The organism is Streptomyces sp. NBC_00370 (assembly GCF_036084755.1).
Taxonomy (GTDB): domain Bacteria; phylum Actinomycetota; class Actinomycetes; order Streptomycetales; family Streptomycetaceae; genus Streptomyces.
The window spans coordinates 850,063-870,135 of record NZ_CP107968.1 but is presented as its reverse complement, the minus strand read 5'-3'; the positions used below and the strand labels follow the sequence as shown (position 1 = coordinate 870,135).

The following is a 20,073-nucleotide window of genomic DNA, read 5'->3' as shown; positions in this document are numbered from 1 at the left end:
CTTTCGTTTGGATCAGGCCGGATCAGGGCGCGGTGCCAGGGCATGCGAGCCCGGCATGATCCAGACGAGAGGCCCTAGCCGTCCGTGCCGTCGGCCGCCGCCCGCAGCCCCGCCAGGTCGATCTTCTTCATGGCGAACATGGCCTTGACGGCGCGCTCGGACCGCGCGGGGTCGGGGTCGCCCAGCACGTCCGCCATCCCGACCGGGACGACCTGCCAGGACAGCCCGTACTTGTCCTTGAGCCAGCCGCACTGGACCTCTTCGCCGCCGTCGGTGAGCTTGTCCCAGTAGTAGTCGACCTCGTCCTGGTCGGCGCAGTTGATCAGCAGCGAGATCGCCTCGTCGAACGTGAACTGCGGGCCGCCGTTGATCGCCGTGTAGGGCTGGCCGTCCAGCACGAAGTCGACGGTCAGCACCGAGCCGGCCGGGCCGGGGCCCGCCTCGCCGTAGTGGAGGATGTTCGTGATCTTCGAGTTCGGGAACACCGAGACGTAGAACTCGGCCGCCTGCTGGCCCTGGGTGTCGAACCACAGGTTGGGCGTGATCTGAGGCATGGCGTTCTCCTTCGTCAGGAATGCGTCGTCCGTCTGCCACTGTTGACCGCGCGGGCGGTCAGAAGTCATCGCCCCTGTGGACATGAAGATGCTCGACGGTGAAGGACATCGCCGTCAGGTCCGGCGCTGGCGCGGGGTGGTACATCCCGGCGCTGACGGACAGATTCACGATGAGATACGCCCGCCAGTGCCGGCCCACCCCGCGGCCGTCGGCGAAGGCCCGTACCCCGTTGACCCACCAGACGACGGACCTGGCCCCGAACTCGACCTTTAGATCGACCCAGGCGCCCGGCGCGACGGACGCGTGCGTGTAGCCGCGGTGGCCGCCCCTGACATGGTTGGTCAGCTCCAGCAGATGGGGGTTGTCCGGGTGGTACTCGAAGACGTCGACCTCGTTGCCGCCCTCGAACCAGGTCCAGACGGCGGGCCACGCGCCGGTCTCCACGGGCAGCCGCACGCGCGTGTCGAGGATGTCACCGGCGCGGACCATGAAACCGTCGGCGCTGCCCTCGGTGGTCAGCAGCCCGGTGTCCCAGTCGCCGTCGGCACGGCGGCAGGCGCGGAAGGTGCCGCCCCTGCTGAACTGCGGATCGGTCACGAGATGGTCGAGCTTGTTGTCGCCCGGATTGGTCGGGCCGCCGTCCGGATAGGCCCAGGAACGGCCGGCCACCCACTGCTCGGCGCTGGTGAAGTCGGCGGTGAGGACGGGCGGCCCGTACCGCCGGGGCGGGGCCGCGGGCGCCGGGACGGCGAGCCTGGGCCTGAGCTTCTGGGCGAGCCACTCCCTGAGTCCGGATCCGTGATCGCTCACCGCACGCCTTTCGCCGGGACCTACGACACGGCGGCGGAGGAGTGCCGCCCGTGGCTGCCCGACATGGTAGGCGTCGCCCTCGGTGAGGCGGTGTTGACGCGCCGTGTCGATCACTCGCACGGGCGACCGTCAGCGCGGATAGGCGGGGGCGAGCGCCGCCCGCATCAGCAGGTGAGGGGCGCCCGTGCCGTCGGCGGGCAGCGCGTAGAGGTCGGAGCCGAAGTCGCTCGGCATCGAGTAGACGACGGTCCGCCCGTCCTGCCACACCGCCTGGTCGTCGACGCTGCGCGGCTCGGCCAGCGCGGTCTCGCGCATCGTGCGCAGATCCAGCACGTACAGCCGCCAGGGCGAGTCGGCGGGCAGCCCGGCGACCCGTTTCTTGTACGCGATCCGGGTGCCGTCCGGCGACAGCGACGGGCATTCGACGTTCGTGTGGAGTGTGCTGAGCGAACGCGTCGTCACATCGCCGCGCACCAGATACGTCTTTCCGCCGGTCGCCATCGTCGCGTAGAAGACCCGGTCGTCGGCGAAGGTGACTCCCCAGAAGTTCATGTCGGCGGCGTGCAGGGCGCGGCCGTCCCTGGTGACCCGGTACGCCTCCAGGGAGGGATCGAGCCGCCCGGTGCGGGTGTCGAGGATCGCGGTGCGGGTGGAGAAGTCGGTGCCCGCGTACGAGTCGCCGCCGACGAAGACGGTCCAGGCGGCCAGCCGCCCGCTCGGGGAGACCCTGGCCCGGGTGGGGATCCCGGGCAGCGCGTAGTGGGCGACTTCCCTGAGCCGGCTGTCGAGGACCACCGCCCGGTAGCTGTCCGTCAGCGTGCCGTGCTCCGCCTGGAGGCAGATACCGGTCCCGCCTGCGGCGTGGAAGCGCAGGCACGTCACTCCCGACGCGGTGCGCCGGCCGGCCGGATCACCGGCGCGTACGGTGCTCAGCTCGTCGCGGTGCGGGCCGTACGCCATGTTCCTGAAGACGATCAGCGGCGCCGGCGGGTGCGCGAGCGACACCTGCCCCGCGACGACCGGCGGTCCGCCCGCCTGGGGGTGGTCCCTGACGGCGGCCCGGTCACCGGCGCGCAGCAGGGCGGCGGCGGCCACCGCCGCCAGCACCACGACGGCCGTCAGCAGCACGAGCAGCTTGGTACGGAACGTCATGGGCGCCGCCCTCTCCACGGACGTCATGCGGCGGCTCCCGTCGTCCCGGGCGTCCCGGCCGCCGCCCAGGGCCGCAGCCGGTACGAGAACACCGCGCACACCGCCAGGGCGACGGCCGCGGCGCCGAGCGCGCTCCTGTCGCCCCAGACGCTCCACGCGGTGCCGAAGGCGAGGGAGCAGGCGAACCGCGCGGCGGCCTGGCCGGTCTGCACCAGCGCCAGACCGCTGGACCGCAGCTCGGCGGGCACACAGCCGGCCGCGGCCGCCATCAGCACCCCGTCGGTCGCCGCGTAGAAGCAGCCGTGCAGGGCGAGGACCGCGTACGGCAGGGCGGCGCCGTGCCAGGACGACAGGATCAGGCCGTAGGCGGCGAGCAGCGCCAGATGGCCGCCGAGGAACACCTGCCAGCGCCCCACCAGGTCGGCGAGCCAGCCGAGCGGTACGGCCAGCAGCAGGAACGCCGCGGCGGTTCCGAGCGGGAGCAGCGCGAACCACCGGTCGGGCACGCCGAGCCGGTGCTGGAGCAGCAGATAGACGAAGGAGTCGCTGACCGTCGCGAGGCCCAGCAGCAGCGCGCACACCGACAGCCGCCGCACGTCCCGCCGGCGCAGCAGCCCCACGGCCGCCCGCAGCGAGACGCCCCCGGCGGCCGGGCGCTCGGGTGCCCCGTCGGTGCGTTTCGCCCCGGCGCGTGCGCCGGGCACGAACAGCACCAGGACCACCACGCCGACCGCGGCGACGCAGAAGCTGACCGTGAACACCGCGTCGTACCCGTCCACCGTGGCGCGCAGGATCACGAACGCCACCAGCGGTCCGAGCAGCGCGCCCGCCGTGTCCATCGCCCGGTGCACGCCGAACGCCCTGCCGCGTGACTCGGGCGCCGAAGCGAGCGAGATCATCGCGTCACGCGGCGCCGTACGCAGCCCCTTGCCGGTGCGGTCGGCGGCCAGCACCGCGCCGATCAGCGGAAGCGAACTCACCAGCAGGAGCAGGGGTTTGCAGATCGCCGAGAGCCCGTAGCCGAGGACGGCGACGGACTTGTGGCGGCCGCCGCGGTCGGCGAGATGGCCGCCGACGAGCCGTACCAGCGCGCTGAAGCCGTTGTACACGCCGTCGAGCAGTCCGAAGCCGAGCGGTGAGAGACCGAGCCCGGTCACCAGGTAGAGCGGCAGGACGGCGGTGACCATCTCGGACGAGACGTCCGTGATGAGGCTGACGGAGCCCAGGGCCAGCACCGTGGGCGCGACAGCGGCGCGCCGCCCGGACGGTCCCCGGGCGGGCGCCGTCGCGGGGGCGCCGCGACTGTCCGCTACGTACACGTCAGGAGGCCCAGATGCCCGTGATGTCCGTGGCGTTGGCGGCCTGCCCCGCGTGCGCCGTGCCGTACATGTCCTCGATGGTGCGCAGCACGTTGTAGTGGGTGTACTTCGTCGAGGACGACGAACCGGCCTTGGCCGGCTGCCCGTACAGCACGGTCGTGATCTTGTTTCCGGAGAGCGAGTTGTCCTCGTCGAAGGTGACGACGAGCAGGCTGTTGTGCGTCTTCGCCCACGTGGCGTAGGCGCCGAGGTTGTTCTTCAGCCAGGTGTCGCCGGTGGCGACCGAGCAGTCGTGCATGTCGCTGCACAGGTTCGGCGTCACGAACGAGACCTGCGGCAGCTGGCCGAAGTCCGTCGGGAACTGCGCGAAGGTGCGCGCCGTCGACGTCGGGACGTTCTTGAAGCCGAACCACGGGTTGTGCTTGCGGGCGTACTTGCCGCTGTTGCAGGTCGTCGAACCGGCGCTGGGCAGCGTCTCGTTGTAGCTCGCCCAGGTCCTGCCCGCCGCCGCCAGCTCGGACGCGAGATTCGGCGCTGAGGAGAAACCGGGCGTGTAGCAGCCGTCGTCCGTGATGCCCTGGGTCGAACCGGAGAACAGCGCGAAGTAGTTGGGCTGGCTGGGGTGCGTGATGGCGTACGAGGCGGTCAGGTTGGCGCCACCCGACTTCAGCGAGTTGATGTACGGCGCGCTCGAACTGCCGATGATCTGGCTGTAGGCGTGGTTCTCCATGACCACCACGACCACATGGTCGGGGGTCGGCACACTGCCCGCGGCCTGGGCGCTCGAAGCGCCGCCGAGACCGGCCCAGAGCCCGGCGCAGGCGGCGGCGAAGCAGGCGAGCGAGGCGACGACGGTACGGGAGCGGCGGGGCGACGGCCATCGTACGGACAAGCCGGACACGGCTTACCTCCGGTTCGGGGGGACGGGGAGGTGCACCGCGAGTGTAGGGAAGCGGGACGGCGCCCCAAGCGCCGTCCAGATGAAGTACCGGAGAACGTCCGGTGGGCGCCGGGTTCCCCAACGCCTCCGGTTCGTAACGGTGTTGGGGATGCCCGGGTCAGCCGAGCGGAATGACGATCTCGTCCTCGACCGGCGGGTCCAGCTCCTGTTCGAGGTTGCCGGTGGCGGCGAAGCAGCGGATCCGCAGGGTCTGCGGTGTCACGTCGAGACGCAGGAAGCTCTTGAAGAAGGGCGGCGTGAACGTCACCGAGCCGGGCGAGAAGAGCTGGGCGTAGATCTTGCGTACCGGCAGCCGGAACCACGACCTGCGCCTGCGCTGCTTCGCCACCCCCAGCAGGGCGGCGACCAGACGGACGCGCAGGGTCACCCGGGCGTCGGTGCCGCGCGTGGCCCGGATGCCGAGCCGCTTCGAGATCACCGCCGTGGCCTGCTCGGAGGTCAGCTCGAAGAACCGCCGCAGATGGAACCGGCGGCCGTACACCCCGCTGTAGAACGCCAGGGAGTCACCGCGCAGCGGGTAGCAGCGGAACTCGTCCTCGGTGACCCCGCCGGTGGTGATGCGGGCGATGGTGTGCGTCGCGTGCATGAAGGCACCGCCGCCGCCGGACACCAGGTACTGGATGGTGCGCCCGTGCACGTCGACCGGGTAGTGCTGGTAGTTGTGGATGTCGCCGCCGATCGCCGCCACGTAGTGGCAGTCCGGATCGCGGACGATCTCGTCCACGGTGCCGCCGCCCTCGATCGCGCACGGCTCGTACTTGTTGTCGACGTAGATCGGCGATCCGGTGACCAGGATCTTCGGCCTCGGCCCCTGCGAGACCCGGCGCAGCCACTGCCCCTGCTCCGCGTCGATCGTGCCGAGCAGCCCGGTGTCGATGCCGATGATCCGCAGCGGTCCCGCGTCGATCGCCCAGTAGGGGCCCGGCTGTTCGGCCTGCTGGGCGGGGGCCGAGCGCAGCGCCCGCGCCTCGGCGAGACGCTGCTCGTCGGGTACCTCGGGCCGCCTCCACAGCAGTCCGCGCCACCACGCGCGCGACAGCTTCGCCGGCGGGGCGGCGGGCGGCAGGGCGGGCGCGTCGCAGAAGACGCGCATGAAGCCGGTGTTGCCGTCGTACCAGTCGTGGTTGCCGGGTACGGCGTAGATCGGCGCCTGGTAGCGCTGGTACGGCTGGAAGAACTTGGTGCCGTACTCGTTGGCGCTGCCGACCGGGTAGAGCACGTCGCTGGACAGGACGGTGAAGCGCGTTCCCTCGCTCGCCTTGAGGAAGCCCGGCACCACGGCGTACTGGGGAGCGTCGCCCTCGCCCGTGTCGCCGAAGAGCATGAAGGAGAACGAGTCGGGGTCGTCGCGTTCGATCATGAGGTCGGGCGGGACACCCCGGTCGAGCTGGCCCTTGACCCAGCGGCGCCGGTCCTCGCCCGTCGGATCCCCGAACAGGGAGGCGAGCGGCCCGTTGCGGGCCTTCCACAGCGTGCCCGGGTCGAACCAGGAGAGCTTCTTCGCGGTGGGCGGCAGCAGACTCTCGTAGCTGCCGGGCCGCTGGCCGTGCCAGCCGGCGCCGGCCGCCGAGTCGCGTGAAGAGGAAGGCATCGCCGCACCGTAGCAACTCGCAGGTGGGGCACGGAGCGTGGGTCCGCCGGACGCTTCCCTCGGCGCCCCCGGCGCACGCCCTCAGCGCACGCCGTGTGGCCGGAACTGGACGCTGATCCGCGGGCCCACGTCGCGCGTCGTCTTCGGGATCGCGTGCTCCCAGGTGCGCTGGCACGAGCCGCCCATCACGATCAGGTCGCCGTGGCCGAGCGGCACCCGCCGGCCGGGCGCCCCGCCGCCCGCCGGACGCAGGGCGAGGTCACGCGGCTCGCCGACGGAGAGGATCGCCACCATGGTGTCCTGCCGGGCACCGCGTCCCGTCCGGTCGCCGTGCCAGGCCACGCTGTCCCTGCCATCCCGGTAGTAGCAGAGCCCCGCGGTGGCGAACGGCTCGCCCAGCTCGGCGGCGTAGTGCGCGGAGAGCGCGTCGCGGGCGGTCTCCAGCGCGGGATGCGGCAGGGGCGCGCCGTCCCGGTAGAAGCGGAGCAGCCGGGGTACGGCCACCTCCCGGTCGTACATCTGCCGGCGCTCGGCCTGCCAGGGCACGTCCGAGACCAGCCCGTCGAACAGCGCCGCTGCCCCGCTGACCCAGCCGGGCAGCAGATCGATCCAGGCCCCGTCGCCCAGCACCGTACGCCGGACGTCGTGCAGCGGGCCGACGCGTACCGCGTCGCCCTGGTCGAAGAGGGACCCCTGTAGATGAGTCGACATATCCCCCAGCATAACCACACACTCGAACAAGTGAGCTATACGGTGGCGCGCCTCGGACGCACGGCGGCGGCCGGGCCCCGGAGGACCGCGACCGCCGCGTGCGACACCCTCGGGAGTGGTCAGCCCTCGGTCCAGCCGTGGCCCTTGCCGAACTGGAGCAGGCCGCGGCGGATCCGCAGGATCTGGTCACCGGTGAGCGACGGCTCCGACGACAGCAGGGTCTCGGTCACCTCGTGCAGGAACTCCTCGGCGCTGAGCAGGTCGCACATCGAGTCGTCGCCGGCCGGCTGCCGGGCGACGGACACCGCGGGCAGCTCCGCCCCCTCGGGCAGCCGCACCCGGGAGGCCTTGAGCCCGCGGTCGCCCTCCTCGATCTCGAACTCCACCACAAGGCCGGGGCGCAGGGCGGACTCGGGGATCAGGAGATCGTTGACGTGCAGGAAGACGTCCTCCCCGCTGTGATCCGCACTGTGGTCCGGCGCGATGAACCCGTAACCCCGCGCCCCGTCGAAGCGCACCACGCGACCAGTGACCATGCCACACCCCCGTCAACACCGGGCCCCTTGCCCGGACGAAACCAGGTACAGAGCATGGCACACGCCCGATACTGGACACACCGTGTGTACCGGCTCCGTACCAGCAGCCAAGGAGATCGCCCCATGACACTTCGGACGTACTCGCTGAGCATCGAAGCGCCGGCCTCCCGTGTCTGGGCGGTGGTGAGCGATCTCGCGAGCTGGCCCGACCTCACACCGTCGATCAACTCTCTTGTCGCCGTGGGGGATTGGGGCATCATCCCCGGGAACAAGTTCCTGATCGACCAGCCGAAGCTGCGCAGGGCGGTGTGGACCGTGACCGATGTGCGCCCCGGCCGCTTCTTCGCCTGGGAGTCCGGCGGCGCCGGCCTCCGCACCCGGGGCACCCACGAGGTGACCGAGGGGCCCGGCGGTGCGGTGGTCATTCTGACGATCGAGCAGCGCGGTCTGCTCGGTCCGGTGGTCGGCGCCCTCGCGGGATCCTTGACGGAGCGTTACATCGAACTGGAGGCGGCCGGTTTCAAGGAGCGCAGCGAGCACCCGGTCGTTTCGTGAAGACGGTCTGACGTTTCCTCAGGTCAGGACGGTTGACGCGTCCGAGTGACGGCCAGTCAGGTGGATTTCCCCGCTGACCAGGGACGTTCCGCCTTTGGTCGGTCCTTTGGCAGATGGGCCGTTCCCTTGGCAGGGCGTGGGGTGTTGAGCATCATGAGCGCACAGCATGTATGTGACATGTACGCGACCCCACGCCGTCCCTGTCAGGAGTCCACATGGAGCCCGCACGCCAACACCCAGCCCGTCGGCGCCTGTTCACCGGAGCGGCCGCGCTCGCTGCGTCGGCCGCCCTTACCCCGCTCGCCGCCAGTGCCGCCGCCGCACCCCGTAACACCCCGCGCACGGCGGCCGGGTACCCCACCACCCACTGGACCCCGGCCAGCACCTCGAACTACACGGCGGCCCAGCGCCCCACCGAGTACCCGATCGAGATGGTCGTGGTGCATGTGACCCAGGAGACCTTCGCCGACACCGTCAGACTCTTCCAGGACCCCGCGCACGCGGCCGCCGCACACTACGTCGTCCGGTCGGCGGACGGCTACATCGCCCAGTGCGTACGGGAGCGCGACGTCGCCTGGCACGCGGGGAACTGGGACTACAACACCCGCAGCATCGGTATCGAGCACGAAGGCTGGATCGACGACGCCTCCTGGTTCACCGACAAGATGTACCAGCAGTCGGCGCTGCTGACCGCCGCCGTCTGTGACCGGTTCGCCATCCCCAGGGACCGCGCTCACATCATCGGCCATGTGGAGGTCCCCGGCGCCGACCACACCGACCCGGGCACCCTGTGGGACTGGACCCGCTACATGAAGCTCGTCAAGGCCGCTCCCTGACGGTGTCCTCGCGGGCCGGACGGCACCGTCCGGCCCGCGCGAGGCCGGGAAGCCCGCGGGTCAGGGCAGTCGGCGGGGCTCGACGCGCTCCTCGACGGCCCGGTCGCCGGCACGGCTGACGATGTACGCGCCCTTGCCCGGCGCCTCCGACACCGCCTCCACCAGTTCGGTGCCGCGGTAGACGAGACCCACCCCGTCGTCGGTGCAGTGGGTGAGCGGCAGTGTCCCGTCGGCGACGAGCCGGTGCACCAGCGGGCGGCGTCCTTCGTCGCTGTCGTAGTGGACGCCGTTGCCGTAGGGCAGAAAGCCGAGCGCGTCGGTGACCGGGCGCAGCTCGGGGCCGAAGGAGTCGGTCGTACCGCCCCGGAACCAGCAGATGGACCCCGCGCTGACGCCGGTCAGCACGACACCGGCCTGCCAGGCGGTCCGCAGGATCGTGTCGAGTCCGTGGACCCGCCACACGGCCAGCAGGTTGGCCACCGACCCGCCCATGACCCAGACGACGTCCTGGTCCAGCACGGTCGCCTCGATGTCCTCGATGTTCGGCATCGGGAACAGCTGCAACGGTGTGAGGTCGAAGCCGGCCACCCGCGCCGCCTCGCCGATACGCGCGGCGAAGTGCTCGTCGTCACCGATCGCCGTACCGACGTACATGACCCGCGGCCGGCGGCCGTGGACCCCGGACAGCTCGACGGCGTGATGGGCGAGGGCGTCGAAGGCGACGCGCGTACGGTCACCGAGGCGCAGACCGCCCGAGGTGGCGACGATCGTCGGCTCCGGTGCGCTCACGCGTCACCACCGGCCGTGCCGGGGGCGGCGGGGGCAGCCGCAGTCAGCGGCTTCGCGTAGCAGCGGCTCAGCGGTTCGTGCCGGTACTCGCCGAACTTGGCGCACGGCGTGTAGCCGCTCGACTCGTAGAGCGCGATGGCCTCGGGCTGCTTGGTGCCGGTCTCCAGCACCATCCGGGTACGTCCCGCGGCGGCGGCGTCCGCCTCCAGGGCGGCCAGCAGCCGCCGGGCAAGACCGAGGCCGCGGGCCTCCGGGGTGACATACATGCGCTTGATCTCCGCGTCGCCGTCCGAGTACCCCGCGCCGTTGCGCTCCTGGGCCCGCCAGCCGCCGGTGGCCAGCGCGGTGCCGTTCTCGTCGTACGCGATCAGGTACAGCCCGCCCGGCGGCGTGAACATGTCGGGATCGAGCAGCGTCACATCGCCGCCGTCCCCGTAGCGCTCGGCGTATTCGAGCTGTACGCGGTCGTTGAGCTTGACGGCGTCGGGGTGGCCGAAGGAGACGGCGCGTATTTCCATGGACTCTTCGCACTTCTCTGCGTGACGGGGCGGGCGGGCTACGCGATCATTGTGCCCGCGACTCCACGGCAACCGGCGCGCGGCCCGGGAAATTCCGTGCTCCTACGGCGCCGGCGCGTCCCCCTGCGGCGCGGGCGCTTCGTCGCCGAAGAGGCGGCGCGAGGTCGCGCGGTGGCTTGCGCGTACGTGGGCGAGCGCGCTCGCGCGGGCCAGGTCCGCGTCGCCGGAGGCGATGGCCGCGTACAACTCGCCGTGTTCGGCCAGCAGTTGCGGCCATTCCTCGTTCTGCCGGGTGAGCAGGCGCAGCCGCCCGTCGACCGGTTCCAGGACGGACACGATCAGGCTGTTGCCCGCCATGGCGAGCACCTGGTCGTGGAAGCGGGTGTTGATGTCGGTGATCCGCTCGGCGTCGCCGGTGCGGGTCGCCGACGTGGCGTCGTCGAGCAGCCCGGCCAGCCGGCCGAGCCCCGCGCGGTCGGCGCGGGTGGCGGCGAGCCCGGCGGCGTACACCTCCAGGGCCTCGCGCAGCTCGAACAGCTCGGCCACGTCCCCGGGGGTGAGCCGGCGCACCACGGCGCGGCGCGGCGTCTCGAAGAGGACGAAGCCCTCGGCGACCAGGGCGCGCACGGCCTCGCGCACCGGGACCCTGGACACCCCGAAGCGGTCGGCGAGTTCGCGCTCGACGAGCCGGTCGCCCGGCCGCAGGCGGCCGCCGATGATGTCGTTCCGCAGCCCGGCGAGTACGCGCTCGCGCACGGCGCCCAGGGGTTCGGCGGTGGTCATGGGACCAATGATCCACGAAGCACGGACCGTTTAACGGAGCCGTAACCACCGGGACACGGCCGGTGGCACTCGGCGGCGGGACCATGACGGCGGGTTTGGTATACCAAACCCGCCCGTCCCCGTTCCCTCATCGGGAGGCTCCGTGTCCCTCGCAGACCCCGCAGAAGCCACCGGCATCAGCCCGTTCGTCCCCGACCCCCGGCTCACCAACGCCGACCTGGCCCCGGCCGGCAGCCGGAAATGGAAGGTGTTCGACCTCTTCGCGATGTGGATGTCCGACGTCCACAACCTCGGCAACTACACCTTCGCCGCCGGACTGCTGGTCCTCGGCATGAACGCCTGGCAGATCTTCACCGCGCTGCTCGTCGGCTTCGTCGTCATCTACGCCGGCATGAATCTGATGGGCCGCGTCGGCCAGCGGCACGGCGTCCCCTTCCCGGTGGTCAGCCGGATCAGCTTCGGCGTCTGGGGCGCCAACATCCCCGCGCTGATCCGCGCCGTCATCGCCATCATGTGGTACGGAATCCAGACCTATCTGGCGTCCGTCGCCGTCAACGTGATGCTGCTCGCCGCCGCGCCAGGACTGGTCTCCTGGACGCACCACTCCTTCCTCGGGCTCGACGCGCTCGGCTGGGCCTCCTTCCTCACCCTCTGGGTCCTCCAGGCGCTGATCATCGGGCAGGGCATGGAATCGGTCCGCAAGTTCCAGGACTTCTGCGGCCCCGCGATCTGGCTCGTGATGATCGCCCTCGCCGTATGGGTCCTCGCCAAGGCCGGCTGGAGCATCTCCCTGACCTCCACCCCGCACCCCGTCCCGAGGGGGGAGCAGTTCCGGCAGTGGTTCGGCGCGATCGGGCTGATCCTCGCGACCTACGGCACGCTGATGCTCAACTTCTGCGACTTCTCCCGCTTCGCGCCCGACCAGCGCACGGTGCGCCGGGGCAACTTCTGGGGCCTGCCGATCAACTCGACGGCGTTCGTCATCGTCTCCGTCGTCGTCACCGCGGGATCCATCGAGGTCTTCGGCGAGGCCATCACCGACCCCGCGCTGCTCGTCGCCAAGGTCGGCAACACCTGGGTGCTGGTCCTCGGCGCGCTGACCTTCGCCATCGCCACGATGGGGGTCAACATCGTCGCGAACTTCGTGTCACCCGCCTACGACCTGGCCAACGTCTGGCCGCAGAAGATCACCTTCAAGATCGGCGGAATGATCAGCACCGTCGCGGCGCTGCTGGTCACCCCGTGGAACCTCTACTCCAACCCGAACGTCGTCAACTACTTCCTCGGCGGCCTCGGCGCCTTCCTCGGCCCGCTGTTCGGGGTGATCATGGTCGACTACTACTGGGTGAAGCGCGGACGCGTCGACGTCGACGCGCTCTTCGACGGCCGACCCGGCTCGCGCTACTACTACCGCAAGGGCGTCAACCCCAGGGCGCTGTGGGCGTTCCTGCCGTCCGCCGCCGTCGCCGCCGTACTCGCGCTCGTGCCGTACTTCGGCGACGTCGCGCCGTACTCCTGGTTCATCGGTACGGCGGCGGCTGCCGCGCTCTACGCGGCGCTGGGCAGGGCCGAACGCGCGCAAGCCCTTCCCACGGCACTCGCGGAGGTCTGAACGGCGTGCGGATCGTCGTCACCAACTGCAACACGACCCGGTCGATGACCGAGGAGATCGTGCGCGGTGCCCGGGCGGTCGCGAGCCCGGGCACCACGATCACCGGGCTGACGCCCGCCTGGGGACCCGAGTCCGCCGAGGGCTGGCTGGACAGCTATCTCTCGGCGGCCGCGGTCCTCGACACCCTCCGCCGTTACGAGGGGCCGTACGACGCCGTCGTCATGGCCGGGTTCGGCGAGCACGGCAGGGAGGGCGCCCGCGAACTGCTCGACGTACCCGTCGTCGACATCACGGAAGCCGCGGCCCATCTGGCCTGCCTGCTGGGGCGCAGGTACGGCGTCGTCACCACGCTGGACCGCTCACGCGGCCAGATCGAGGACAGCCTGCACACAGCGGGGCTCGCGGCCCATTGCGCCGCCGTCGAGGGCACCGGCCTCGGTGTCCTCGACCTCGGCGACGAGCGGCGCACCACGGAGGCGTTCCTGGCGGCGGCGGAACGGGCCGTCGCGGCGGGCGCCGAAGTGCTGGTCCTCGGCTGCGCGGGGATGACAGGACTGCGGACCGCGCTGGCGCGGCGGCTGGCCATGCCCGTCGTGGACGGGGTCGCCGCTGCCGTCCGCCTCGCGGAGTCGCTCGTCGCCCTGGAGCTGAACACGAGCCGTACCGGGGGTTACGCCAGGCCACTGCCCAAGCGGCGAACCTGGCCGACCGGTGCGACGGCAGGATGAGGTCGCGAACACGGGGCACAAGAGAGCAATGACCGCTCGCCCGTACCCGCGCACCCGTATGTCAGGGGGTCCCTCCCATGCACGTTGACGACGACGGACCACGGGGGCGGGCGGGGACGACGGCGCCCCGCCTGCTCGCCGGCCGCTACCGGATGCTCAGCAGGCTCGGCCGCGGCGGCATGGGCGAGGTCTGGCGGGCGGTCGACGAGGTCCTGGGACGGCCCGTCGCCGTCAAACTGCTGCTGAACCGGCAGGCCGACGAAGCGGCCGTCGCCCGCTTCCACCTGGAGGCCCAGACGGCGGCGCGGCTGAGCGACCCGCATGTGGTCGCCGTGTACGACACCGGCACGGACGCGGACCGCCAGTACCTGGTCACGGAGCTGCTGGAGGGGCGGAGCCTCGCCGACGAGATCTCCGAACACGGACCGCTGCCCTCCTGGCGCACCGCCAGGATCGGCGGCCAGGTCGCCGAAGGGCTCGCCGCCGCACACCGGCAGGGAGTCGTGCACCGCGACGTCAAACCGGGCAATCTGCTGCTGAACTCCGACGACACCGTGAAGATAGGCGACTTCGGCATAGCCCGCTTCGCCGACGAGTCGTCGGCGGGACTCACCACCACCGGCCAGATCATCGGCACCAGCGCCTACCTCTCACCGGAACGCGCCCTCGGCCGCCCGGCAGGACCGCCCGCCGACATGTACGCGCTCGGCTGCGTCCTGTACGAACTCCTCTCCGGGCACACCCCGTTCCAGGCGGACACGCCGACGGCCATGGTCTACCAGCACGTCGACGTGGCCCCCGACCCGCCGGGGCGCTACCACTCCGACCTGCCCGAGGCGTTCGACGAGTTCGTGCTGCGGCTGCTGGCCAAGGACAGCGAGGAGCGCCCGACCGCCCGGCAGGCCGCCGGGTTCCTGGCCGCCCCCGACCGCTGGGCCGCCCGGCGCCCCGCCCACCGCGCGACCCGGGCCCTCCCGGCGGCGGTCCCGCCCAGCACGGAAGCGGCCCCCGCCCCGGCCCGGCCGCCGGTCCGCCGCTGGCGCGCCCGCAGGGCGCACGCCGTCATCGGTACGGTCCTCGCCGCGGTCGCCACCGTCTCGGTCGTCGGCCTCACCGCCGTGACGTCCGGGGACGGCAACGGCGCGGCTCCGGAGAGCGGCGGAGGAACCAGCACGGCGCCACGGACCCCCGGGTCCGCCGAACACCGGCCGCCGCCGGCGGCGGCCACCGAGAAGGCGCGCCCCGCCCCTCCGGCGCCGGCCGAGGCGGGCACGTCCGCCCGGCCCGCGGCGCGGTCGAGCGCGGCCCGGTCCGCGAGCCCGGACGAGAAGACCACGTCCGCGGCCGAAACCTCACCCGCGGCCGAGCGGCCCACGAAGAAGACAACACCCCCCGCGCCGACGACACCGCCCGCGCAGCCGTCCCCGACCACCACACCCCCGCAGAGCCCCACCGCCCCCACCACACCCCCGGCGACGGAACCCGCCGACCCGCCCGAGGGCGACACCCCCGACGCCTGACGGCCGCGCTACATCAGCCCTCTGCGGGCCGCCTGCCACGCCAGCTGCATCCGGGTCGTCGCGCCGACGGCCGTCATCATCCCCTGGATACGCCGCTGCACCGTCCGTCTGCTGAGCCCCATCTGACTCGCTATGGCCTTGTCGGCCACCCCCGCCACGAGCAGCGACAGCAGCTGGCGGTCCGTCGCCGACAGCACCTGTCCCGGCGCCGTGCCGTCCGTACCGCTCACCTCGCCCGACGCGCTGACATCCAGCGGCACCGCGTCCTCCCAGTACCGCTCGAACAGGGCGACCAGCGCCTCCAGCAGACTGCTCCCGCGCACCAGCGCCGTGGTCGGCTCCTCCGAACTGCCGCCGGGGCCGCCGGGAACCAGCGGACAGATCGCGATGGACCGGTCGGCGACCGCCAGCCTGAGCGGCAGATGCGGCACGGCGCGGGCGATCTCGCCGGCCCGCACACCCTCCACCACGTTGTCGACCGCCCCCGCGTCGTCGAAGAACGCCCGCTCGTACAGGACGCGGTAGCGCACCCCACGGGCCAGCGCGTCGAACTCGGCCTTGTTGCTGCCCGACGGCATCGCGACGTACTGCGCCTTGCAGAACCACAGCATCTCGTGCCGGGTGTTGTCCTGGATCTGCCGCAGCTGCTGGCGCAGCGCCTCGGCGCCGGTGATCACCTCGATGAGCTGGTCGGGGTCGCTGCGCCGGCGGGTACGCCGGTACGTCTCCACCAGATCGGTCACGGCGGCGCGGGCCTCGTCGAGCGCGTCCGACCTGCGCTGCAGATGCGGCAGCAGGGCGACGTCCGGGGGAGCGGCGACAAAGCTCCGCGGGGTCCGGTCCGTCCAGCTGGCGAGGCCCTTGTCGGTGAGCGAGGCCAGGGCGCGCTCCGTCTCGTGCGGACTGAGACCGGCGCGCTCCGATATCTCGTCCGCTGCGGCGGTGGGCGTCGTCACGAGCAGCCGGTAGACGGATTCCTCCGTCTCGGTCAGGCCCACAGCCTCCAGCATTGCCGCTCCTCTCCGGCGAACCGCCGTCATGTCCGAGGGGGCGGCGCCCGCGCCGAGAGGGTCAGGGCCGCCCGATCCGTCGGCGCCGACGCTAGGAAACGGCACTATACGCCTGGTGGCAGCGGGTGCCGGAGCGTCAGAAAGCGGCGGGTACGGGGCATTCAGCACCCCCGTACCCGCCGCTGTGGCCCCGGGCCCGTCCGTCCCCGCTCCCCGCCGGACGGGCCCCGGCCTCGTGTTGGCCGCCTCCGCTACCCGCCGAGGCGGTAGGCGCGTTCCACGGTCTGCCGGACGCTGTTGCCCGCCTTGTCCGTGGCGGTCACCCGCAGCGTCACGAACGCGTCGTCCGCCGTGCCTCTCGGCTGCTCCAGCGTCGCCGCGAACCGGTTGTGGCCACGTCCGGCGACCCGGGTCGCCGCCGTCCACGTCCGGCCGTCGTCGTACGAGGCGTCGACCCGTACCTTGACGCCCTGCGGAGCGGCGAGACCGGGCTGTTCGCGCACGGTCAGACCGATGTCGTGCCGGCGTCCCTCGCGCACCGCGTTGTCCGCGTCGACCGGTACGTCGTAGTCGACCTGGAGCAGCGGAAGCGCGGTCTCGGCCGATGCGGTACCCGAGCGGAACGACCACGAGGTCGCCGTACGGGTGCCGAACGTCCACTCGTCCGAGGTGCGGGACGTCGACAGGTCCAGCCGGTAGCCGGCCGCGCCGGGCGCCACCTCGACATCGGCCCAGGCGCTGTCGGCCGTGGCCACCTCGACCCCGTCGCGGAACAGCTTGGCCGACGAGGCGTCACCTGCCGGCAGCGGGTCCCGCGCCGCCGTCCCTGACGTGCCGATGCCGCCGTCGACGACCGAGCGCGACCAGTGGCCCGCCGTCGCGTCGGTGAACTCGGGGATCCGCAGCGACAGGACGTTCCCGTCGCGGGTGGACGGGGTCGCCGTACCGGCCGGGACCGAGGGCCGGACCACGGCGCCGAACCAGCTCTCGTCGCTCCTGGCGCCCGCCTTGTACTGGTGCTGGCCGTCCCGCATCCCGGTGTTGAGCGGCACGTCCACGTCGAACGCCGTGGTGTGGCTGACGTAGTGCTGCCACGTGGTGTCGTCGGCGCTCACGTACTCCGTACGCCGGAAGCCGGTCGGCACGAAGCGGCTGTACTGGTTCCAGGCGTAGTCCTGGTACGGGCGCCAGCCGAACCGCTGCTCGCTCGCCCACGGCAGCCCGCCGTTGTCGGCGTACGTGGTGCGGACCTGGGCGGTGTTGCGGTCCGAGACCGTGTAGACCACGCTCTGCGGGACCTGACCGACCGAGGTCTGCATCACGTCGTAGAGGTACGGGCTGCGCGCCGTCCCGGAGAACGCGACCGTGGTGCTGCGGCGCTTGACGCGCGCCAGCAGGGCCGCGCCGCCCTCGGCGCTCACCCGTACGGTGGGCAGCGCGTTGGGGTCGCTGTCAGGACGCCATCTGGTCCACGGGTACTTCGTCGGCCACACCAGCAGCAGTCCCTTCGCGCCGGCCTTCGCCGCCGCGTCGGCGAGCTGCCGCTCGTCGGAGCCGTCGTCCCGCACGACGGCGAGCTTGCCGCGCACCTTGGCGGGCCGCAGGTCCGGCGCCGCGCTCGTACCGGCGTCCACGGCCGTCAGCCGTACGCCCTTCTCGGCGTAGAGCGGCGAGGAGTTGGTGTAGTACGGGTTGAGATCGATGTCGGCGCCGACGACGTCCGCCTTGATCAGCGGTGCGACGAGCTGCCAGCGGGAGGCGAACTCGAAGGTGCCGTCGGTGACCTTGGCGGTGGGGCTCACGTACAGCCGCTTGGCGATGTCGAAGTACATCACGCCCTGGGTGAGACTGTGCCCGTCGATCTGCCGGTAGGTCTGGTAGCTCGGGGCGCCGCGCTGCTCGGCGGGCTCGGGGGTGCGGATCTGCACCTGGGTGGTCTTCCGGGCGTCCAGGGTGACGCCCATGTCCTTGGTGACCTTCACCTCGGGCAGGACGATGTTCCGCAGCTCCTGCCCGTCGGTGCCCTCGTCGACCGATGAGCTGCTGAGCTGGTACGTGCCCTCCTCGACCTCCGCGACGGCCGGATCGGTGCTGATGTAGTCCACGAACCCGTCGGGGCCCCAGATGGTCGGCAGCCCCCCGTCCGGATGCCCGTCCTTGTCCAGGGACGTGACGGTGAGCCGGTGGATCGGACCGTGCACCACGAAGCTGACGGTGGTGTGGGCGACGACGGTGCCGTCGGCCGCCGTGGCGGTGACGTAGCCGTAGTACTCGCCGCGCTCGGCGCGCGCCGGATCGGCGCCCAGCGGCACATCGGCCGAAGCGCCCGGTGCCAGTTGTACGGCGCCGTTGCCGAACGTGAGCGCGCCGGAGCCGAGTTCACGGCCACCGGTCGTCGCGAGCTTGGCGGTCAGCCGCAGCGAGACCGCCTTGTCCGACTGGTTGGTGTAATGGATCGTGGCGTTCGCGGCGTCGGCCGACTGCTTCGCGCCGCCCGTCTGGAACGGACCGAGCGCGACCGTGCCGGTCGCCGTGACGGGACCGGTCGTCGCGCTCGCCAGGTCGATGCGTCCGCCGCCCTGTTCCGTCGGCAGGGTGCCGGACACGGTGTGGGCCGTACTGATCAGCGCGTCCTTGAGTTCACGCGCGCCCCAGTCGGGGTGCTCCTGGGCGAGCAGCGCCGCGGCTCCCGCCACGTGCGGTGTCGCCATCGAGGTGCCGGAAGCCGCGACGTAGTACTCGTCGACGGGGGTGCCCAGCGTCGTACCCGCCGCGCGTGCGGCAACGATGTCAACGCCGGGCGCCGTGACATCGGGCTTCACCGCGGCGTCACCGACGCGCGGACCACGGCTGGAGAACGGGGCGAGCGAGTCGTCGCGGTCGACGGCCCCGACGGTCAGCGCCTCGTCGGCGGCGCCGGGCGAACCGATCGTCTCCGTCCCCGCCTCGCCGTTGTTGCCCGCCGCCACCACGAACAACGTCCCGGTGCGCTCGGTGATCTCGTCGACCGCGGCGCTCATCGGGTCGGTGCCGTCGGTCGTCTCGTCCGAGCCGAGGCTCATGTTGACGACCTTGGCGCCCTGCGCCGCCGCCCACTCCATGCCCTCGATGACCTGCGACTCGCTGCCGTAGCCGTCGTCCCCGAGGACCTTGCCGACCAGCAGGTCGGCCTGTGACGCGACGCCCTTGCGGCTGCCGCCGGAAGCGGCGCCGGTGCCGCCGACGATGGAGGCCACATGCGTGCCGTGGCCGAAGACGTCAGTGGTGCCGCCACTGCCCGAGAAGTCCTTGGTCAGCGACACCCGGCCGGCCAGGTCCGGATGGGTCTGGTCGACACCCGTGTCCAGGACGGCGACCTTGACGCCCTTGCCCTGGTAGCCGAGCGCCCAGGCGGCCGGCGCGTTGATCTGTCCCGTACTGCGGTCCAGGGAAGCGCCCACCCGGCCGTCGAGCCACACCTTGGGTGTCGCGGACAGCCGCTTGGCGGTCATCTCGCCGTCGCCGGGGGCGAGTTCGTGCCAGAAGGCGGCGAGATCACTGTCGGCGACCCGCACCGAGCGGGCACCGATGCTCGTCAGGCGGCGCGAGGGGGCGTCGTCGTCGTTGAGCGCGGTGAGTTCCCTCGCGGTGCCGGCCGCCGCCGACCCGGCCTTCGGGTCCGACACGATCAGCGGCAGGCCGTCGCTGTGCGCCTCGTCGTACCCCTGCGCCAACAGGGCGGTGACGTCGAACAGTTGCCGGTCCAGCGCGCCGGTGGAGACCAGGTCGAGCGCGTCGGACGGCAGGACCGTCAGCTTGCCGTCCTGTTCGGCCGTCCGGAACAGCACCCCGTCCCTGCCGGGCCCGGGATCGACGGACGCCGTCCGCTTCCCGTCGGGGCCGACCCCGACGGTGACCCGGTCACCGGTGATCAGCCGTACCGTGGCCGGCTGCCCGCTCTGCCCGCTCCGACCGGCCGCCGCGGGGGCGCCGGTGCTCGCTTCGCTGTCGGTGTGCGGCGCCTGCGATGCCCACGCGGGTGCCAGGGCGCCCGCCGTCATCAGCAACGCCGTCGCTATCGCCGCCGAAAGGCGGGTCCGTCTCATAG

General features: G+C 72.0%; 18 protein-coding genes. 5 read left to right on the top strand and 13 right to left on the bottom strand.

Annotation, left to right across the window (positions count from 1 at the left end; translation table 11 throughout):
* Window positions 1-74: 74 nt before the first annotated feature.
* From OHS57_RS03720 to OHS57_RS03685, 8 genes are all read right to left on the bottom strand, one after another.
* Window positions 75-554: a VOC family protein gene (locus OHS57_RS03720; RefSeq protein ID WP_328581005.1), complete on the bottom strand. Its 480-nt coding sequence runs from the start codon at window positions 552-554 to the stop codon at window positions 75-77.
* A 58-nt stretch (window positions 555-612) separates the two neighbouring features.
* Window positions 613-1,365 (bottom strand): beta-glucanase, encoded by a 753-nt coding sequence (locus tag OHS57_RS03715; RefSeq protein ID WP_443042835.1) that lies wholly within the window; start codon window positions 1,363-1,365, stop codon window positions 613-615.
* A 129-nt stretch (window positions 1,366-1,494) separates the two neighbouring features.
* Entirely contained in the window at window positions 1,495-2,517 is a 1,023-nt protein-coding gene (locus OHS57_RS03710) for a TolB family protein (protein ID WP_328584995.1), read from the bottom strand.
* Window positions 2,518-2,540: 23 nt separating this feature from the next.
* Window positions 2,541-3,836 carry an MFS transporter gene (locus tag OHS57_RS03705; protein WP_328581004.1) on the bottom strand — a complete coding sequence of 432 codons (1,296 nt, stop codon included), beginning with the start codon at window positions 3,834-3,836 and terminating at the stop codon, window positions 2,541-2,543.
* A 1-nt stretch (window position 3,837) separates the two neighbouring features.
* Window positions 3,838-4,737 (bottom strand): alkaline phosphatase family protein, encoded by a 900-nt coding sequence (locus OHS57_RS03700; RefSeq protein ID WP_041998605.1) that lies wholly within the window; start codon window positions 4,735-4,737, stop codon window positions 3,838-3,840.
* 157 nt (window positions 4,738-4,894) lie between these two features.
* Window positions 4,895-6,388 (bottom strand): metallophosphoesterase family protein, encoded by a 1,494-nt coding sequence (locus OHS57_RS03695; protein WP_328581003.1) that lies wholly within the window; start codon window positions 6,386-6,388, stop codon window positions 4,895-4,897.
* An 81-nt stretch (window positions 6,389-6,469) separates the two neighbouring features.
* Window positions 6,470-7,099: an alpha-ketoglutarate-dependent dioxygenase AlkB gene (locus OHS57_RS03690; protein WP_041998611.1), complete on the bottom strand. Its 630-nt coding sequence runs from the start codon at window positions 7,097-7,099 to the stop codon at window positions 6,470-6,472.
* Between the two features lie 119 nt (window positions 7,100-7,218).
* Window positions 7,219-7,635, bottom strand: coding sequence for a cold-shock protein (locus OHS57_RS03685; protein ID WP_041998614.1), 417 nt, complete (start codon window positions 7,633-7,635; stop codon window positions 7,219-7,221).
* Window positions 7,636-7,758: 123 nt separating this feature from the next.
* On the opposite strand from OHS57_RS03685, the gene OHS57_RS03680 reads away from it, so the two are divergent.
* Together OHS57_RS03680 and OHS57_RS03675 are read left to right on the top strand one after the other, a co-directional pair.
* Window positions 7,759-8,190, top strand: coding sequence for an SRPBCC family protein (locus OHS57_RS03680; protein ID WP_328581002.1), 432 nt, complete (start codon window positions 7,759-7,761; stop codon window positions 8,188-8,190).
* 215 nt (window positions 8,191-8,405) lie between these two features.
* Window positions 8,406-9,026: an N-acetylmuramoyl-L-alanine amidase gene (locus OHS57_RS03675; RefSeq protein WP_328581001.1), complete on the top strand. Its 621-nt coding sequence runs from the start codon at window positions 8,406-8,408 to the stop codon at window positions 9,024-9,026.
* A gap of 60 nt (window positions 9,027-9,086) precedes the next feature.
* Here the strand turns inward: OHS57_RS03675 and OHS57_RS03670 are convergent, their stop codons facing one another.
* From OHS57_RS03670 to OHS57_RS03660, 3 genes are all read right to left on the bottom strand, one after another.
* A complete protein-coding gene (locus OHS57_RS03670; RefSeq protein ID WP_328581000.1) occupies window positions 9,087-9,815 on the bottom strand; it encodes a peptidase E in 729 nt (242 codons plus the stop codon).
* Entirely contained in the window at window positions 9,812-10,333 is a 522-nt protein-coding gene (locus OHS57_RS03665) for a GNAT family N-acetyltransferase (protein WP_041998625.1), read from the bottom strand. The genes OHS57_RS03670 and OHS57_RS03665 overlap by 4 nt, the downstream gene beginning before the upstream one ends.
* A gap of 102 nt (window positions 10,334-10,435) precedes the next feature.
* Window positions 10,436-11,116 (bottom strand): GntR family transcriptional regulator, encoded by a 681-nt coding sequence (locus OHS57_RS03660; protein WP_328580999.1) that lies wholly within the window; start codon window positions 11,114-11,116, stop codon window positions 10,436-10,438.
* A 142-nt stretch (window positions 11,117-11,258) separates the two neighbouring features.
* Between OHS57_RS03660 and OHS57_RS03655 the strand changes: the two genes are divergently transcribed.
* The 3 genes from OHS57_RS03655 (at window position 11,259) to OHS57_RS03645 (ending at window position 14,976) form a co-directional block, all read left to right on the top strand.
* Entirely contained in the window at window positions 11,259-12,728 is a 1,470-nt protein-coding gene (locus OHS57_RS03655; RefSeq protein WP_328580998.1) for an NCS1 family nucleobase:cation symporter-1, read from the top strand.
* A gap of 5 nt (window positions 12,729-12,733) precedes the next feature.
* Window positions 12,734-13,456 (top strand): aspartate/glutamate racemase family protein, encoded by a 723-nt coding sequence (locus OHS57_RS03650; RefSeq protein WP_328580997.1) that lies wholly within the window; start codon window positions 12,734-12,736, stop codon window positions 13,454-13,456.
* A gap of 77 nt (window positions 13,457-13,533) precedes the next feature.
* A complete protein-coding gene (locus OHS57_RS03645) occupies window positions 13,534-14,976 on the top strand; it encodes a serine/threonine-protein kinase (RefSeq protein ID WP_328580996.1) in 1,443 nt (480 codons plus the stop codon).
* An 8-nt stretch (window positions 14,977-14,984) separates the two neighbouring features.
* Here the strand turns inward: OHS57_RS03645 and OHS57_RS03640 are convergent, their stop codons facing one another.
* The gene (locus OHS57_RS03640) at window positions 14,985-15,986 is read right to left on the bottom strand and encodes a helix-turn-helix transcriptional regulator (RefSeq protein ID WP_041998638.1); all 1,002 of its coding nucleotides are present in this window, start codon (window positions 15,984-15,986) and stop codon (window positions 14,985-14,987) included.
* 251 nt (window positions 15,987-16,237) lie between these two features.
* Window positions 16,238-20,071 carry a S8 family serine peptidase gene (locus OHS57_RS03635; RefSeq protein WP_328580995.1) on the bottom strand — a complete coding sequence of 1,278 codons (3,834 nt, stop codon included), beginning with the start codon at window positions 20,069-20,071 and terminating at the stop codon, window positions 16,238-16,240.
* Window positions 20,072-20,073 lie beyond the last annotated feature (2 nt).